The sequence below is a fragment of the Pseudoflavonifractor sp. MSJ-30 genome, from assembly GCF_018918045.1.
Lineage (GTDB): Bacteria > Bacillota > Clostridia > Oscillospirales > Oscillospiraceae > Faecousia.
Window position 1 is genome coordinate 1 of sequence record NZ_JAHLPU010000001.1, and the last position, 4,499, is coordinate 4,499.

General features: G+C 58.1%; 1 protein-coding gene. It reads left to right on the top strand.

Translation table 11 applies throughout. The features are described 5' to 3' along the window. Positions 1 to 386: 386 nt before the first annotated feature. Positions 387 to 4,499: leucine-rich repeat protein (locus KQI10_RS00005; protein ID WP_216565303.1), on the top strand; the 4,113-nt coding region annotated here is incomplete at its 3' end.

The window sequence follows — 4,499 nt, forward strand, 5'->3', positions numbered from 1 at the left end:
GGTGCGGGTGGAACGTGTCGGATAAAAAATGTGCGCTTATCTGCGGTATTTAAGTCTGCGCTATGTGCGGGGGCATTCCAAAAACATGGGCCTCGGGACAATCTGGGGATCGTCCCCTACGTTTTGTTAGGGTGGCGGTTATGTTTATTAAGACCCTCGGAACGGCGCAAAGGTCGTTCCCTGTGGTTTTTCACGGTTTATGGGGGGGCGGCTGAACGGCGGGGAATACTGTGCCAACGTCCGGTCTGGGGCAGGAAAAGGGAATCTTCCCGGCGGGGGAAACAATGCGCTTTTTGTGAATTTATGCAAAAATCCAGTTGTTTTTTTTTTTTCTATGCTATAATGATAGAGTGCAACATTACGCACAAAGAAATGGAGGAATACGAATGAAGCGTCTGCTTTCTTTCCTGCTGGCGTTGGCGATGTGTGTGGGGATGCTCCCTGCCGGTGTCTGGGCGGATCCTGCCCAGGATGGCCAGACCAGTGAGCCCACCACGGAGATCACGGCTCCCGTGGAGAACACGCAGCCAACTGAAACAGAGGCGCCTACGGAAGCGCCGACTGTAGAAGCAACCGAGACAACGGAACCCGAGGTCACGGAACCCGAGGTCACGGAGCCCGAGGCCACGGAGCCCGAGGCCACGGAGCCCGAGACCGTTCCGGAGACTACAGAGGCAGAGGAGACTCAGCCGGAGACGGAAGAAGTCCAGTCCGATTACCGGCTTGTGATCACGGAGCAGCCGGAGGACACCCGGATCGTTGACGGCACGGCATACTACTATGTGGGTGCCGAGCTTCTGGAGAACGATTCTGTTGTGGAGGACGCCCTGCTTTCCTACCGCTGGCAGCAGAAGACCGGCGAGGACTGGACCGACATTGAAGGCCAGACCGGGGAGGTTCTGATGGCGCAGGAACCCAGCCGGGACAGCGTTTTCCGCTGCGTTGTAAGCTGGGAGGACCTGGAGGTCATCTCCGAAAGCGCCGGCATTCTGGCGGATGAGCCGGAGAATATGGGCAGCGTTACCCACCTGAGCACCACGACCAAGGTCTACATCTCCCCGTTGTACCAGGGGAAGATCACCGAGGAAGAGGTTCTGGCGGAGCTCGCGGCAAGACCCGAAACCTGTGCCCTGACGCCGGACTGCTACTCCTGGGATGAATTCAACGCGGCCGTAAAGGAAGCGCTGCACAACCATGAGGAGAGCTTCAGAGTGTCGATCTGGTTGGAAAATCAGGTTGGCAACGACTTCTGGAACTATGTTATTAACGAGTTTGAGCACAACGGCGACCCCATTATGGGCGACTACGCGGTGGGCCGCTATATCGGAGGCACCAAGAGCTGCGATGTAGACGCTGTGCAGAAGACCATGCCGGACGGCAGCACCAAGACCTACTACGTCTACACCTATAAGAATGACTTCCTGCACAGAACGACCCAGGCCCAGGAAAAGGCGGTGGACGCCAAGGTCGCCCAGATCCTTCAGGAACTGAATGTGGACGGCAAGACGGATGTTGAGAAGGTCTACGCCATCTACGATTATATGATCAACCATATCCGGTACGACTACAAGAATCTGGACGATGCAACGTATATGCAGAAGTACACCGCCTATGCGGCGCTGGTGGAGAATACCTCCGTGTGTATGGGCAACGCTCTGGCTTTCTACCGGCTGGCGCTGGAGTGTGGTGTTGACGCCCGCTATATCCTCAGCGAACCCATGAATCACGCCTGGGATATCGTCAGGGTGGACGGTCAGTACTACTATCTGGACGCAACCTGGGACGAGAATGTCACCGAGGCGGACCATTCGGGATGCTATTTCCTCCGGGGTACGGAGAGCTGGCAGCGTGTCCATGTACTAGGCATCAGCGATCCGGGGACGCTGAACTATGGACAAAGCCTGGCAGACAACGGATACGTTGTTTCCGCGGCGGACTATCATGACTGGACGCTTTCGGAAGACGGCACTCTGACGATTCCCACCGGCATTGGGCTCCTGCAGTCCGACAGCAAAAGCACGTCCCCCTTTGCGGCCATTGCCGATCAGGTGCGCAGCATCCGGCTGACCGCGCCCATTCGGCGGCTGCCCTACGGGGCGTTTGAAGGCTTTGCCAATGCGGAAAGTATTGTCCTCTCCGATACCATTGAGAAGATAGGAGACCGGTCGTTTTCCGGCTGCAATTCTCTGAAGAGCATCGCTCTGCCCGATAAAGTCACAGAGCTCCCCGAGGGACTGTTCAGTGACTGTGAAGCGCTCGAAAGCGTAAAGCTCCCGGCTGCACTGAAAGAGATCAGAAGATCCACCTTCAGCGGCTGCAAAAATCTGAAGGAAGTTACCTTTGGCGATTCCCTGGAGAAAATCGGGGAGAACGCCTTCTACGGCTGCCAGGGCCTGGAAACCGCTGCATTTCCGGATTCTCTGGAAACCATTGAGGATGGCGCCTTCTTCTATTCCGGGCTGAAAAAACTGACGCTCGGCGCCAATGTGAAAACGGTTGGCAGCAACGCGTTCGGCATGTGCAATCTGGAAGAGCTGACGATCCTCTCCGATAAGGTCACCTTTGGAGAATCTGCCATCTGGACCAGCGGTGATCTGAACGCGATGACCGTGCCCGCGTCCCTCCGGATCACCCAGGGCACTGTCAGTGCCACGAGGATCGGTACCCTGACGCTGACAGGTCCCGGAAAAATGGCGGATTACTCCGAGGAGCAGCCGCCCTTCTGGAACAGCGTTGAGAACGTGATCATTGAGGATTCCGTCACGCAGCTTGGCCGCTATGGCCTTGCCGGGTACTTTATCAATCATGTTGAACTTCCGGAGGGAATCACGGACATTCCGGAGGGCTTCCTCTGGAACAATCAGGTGATGGAAAGCGTCCGTCTGCCCGCCTCTGTGACCCACATCGGAAACAAGGCTTTCGGCCAGATGAACAATTCGGGGGATCAGTACCCAACCATCATCTTCACCGGCAAGAATCTGCCCAAGCTCGAAGCGAATGCTTTCGTGGGCCTGAAATACGACGTCATCTGTGTCTACCCCTGCAATTGGACCACGAAGCCCTCCGGCAGCTACGGCGGGGCCTCCGTCTGGGGCGAAGTGGCGTGGGTTTCCAGTCATATTCTGACCCATTACCCCGCACAGCCCGCGACCGAGGAGAAAAACGGCTGGCTTGAGCACTGGAAGTGCGATACCTGCGGCAAGCTCTTCCTGGATGAAAAGGGAGAGCGGCCCACCACGGCAGAGGAGATCGTGGACCGTGTTGCCGGAACCTATATTCTGACCTATGAGAATATGGAGGGCATCGAGAACCCCAATCCCGCCGGATGGAGCACCAATGAGACGCTGGTTCTGCAGGCGCCCCGGCAGCCCGGCTTCCGTTTCCTGGGCTGGAGTCTGGATCAGGCTGGCAGGCAGATCGTCGATTCCATCCCCGCGGGCGAGAGAACGGAAATCACCCTCTATGCCCAGTGGAAGGTCAATACCTACACCATTCATTTTGACGCCAACGGCGGCGCCGGCAAGATGAAGGATCAGTCCCTTGTCTACAATGCCGAGGCTTCTCTGACTGCCAACGCCTTTACCCGCACGGGCTATGTCTTTGCCGGTTGGGCGGATGCGCAGGGGAACGCCTACGAGGACAAGCAGACGGTTTCCAAGCTGGCCGAAGAGGGCACCGTGGAGCTGATTGCCCAGTGGACGCCCATCGCCTATACGGTGGCGTTCCAGCCAAACGGCGGCCAGGGCACTATGGAGCCGGTTTCCATGACCTATGACCAGACGGCTGAACTGCCTCAGCTCAGCTTTACCCGGGAGGGCTACCGGTTTACGGGCTGGGCCCCTTCCGCCAGAGGCAAGGCTGCCTACGCCGACGGCGCGCAGGTGGTGAATCTGTCGGACAAGTCCGGCGCAACGGTGACCCTGTATGCCCAGTGGACCCCCAACAGCTACACTGTGGTCTATGAGGGCAACGGCGCGGACAAGGGTACCATGAAGCCCAAGACCATGCTCTGCGGCAAGACCTACACCCTGACCGCCAACGCCTTCTCCCGGACGGGCTACGCCTTCCAGGGCTGGGCAACCGATCCGGACAGCAGCACCCCGGAGTACACCAACAGACAGAAGGGTGTGGCCCTGTCCACGACCGATCAGGATGTGGTGACGCTGTACGCGGTCTGGGCGCCGGTCGCTTATAAACTCACCTATAAGAATCTGACCGTTGAGGAGCTGACCCAGGTTCCCCAGACCTATACCATTGAGGACACCATCGAGCTGCCCGCCATGAGCCGGGACGGCTTCGATTTCGGCGGCTGGTATCTGGACGGGGCCTTCAGAAAGCCCGCGGACACCATTTCCGGCATCGGTGCCAGGACCATCTATGCCAAGTGGACGGCCCACAAGTACACCGTGACCTTCCACGGAAACGGCGCGGACAAGGGCGCCATGAAGGATCAGCCCATGGTCTGCGGCACTGCCAAGGCTCTGACGAAAAATGCCTTC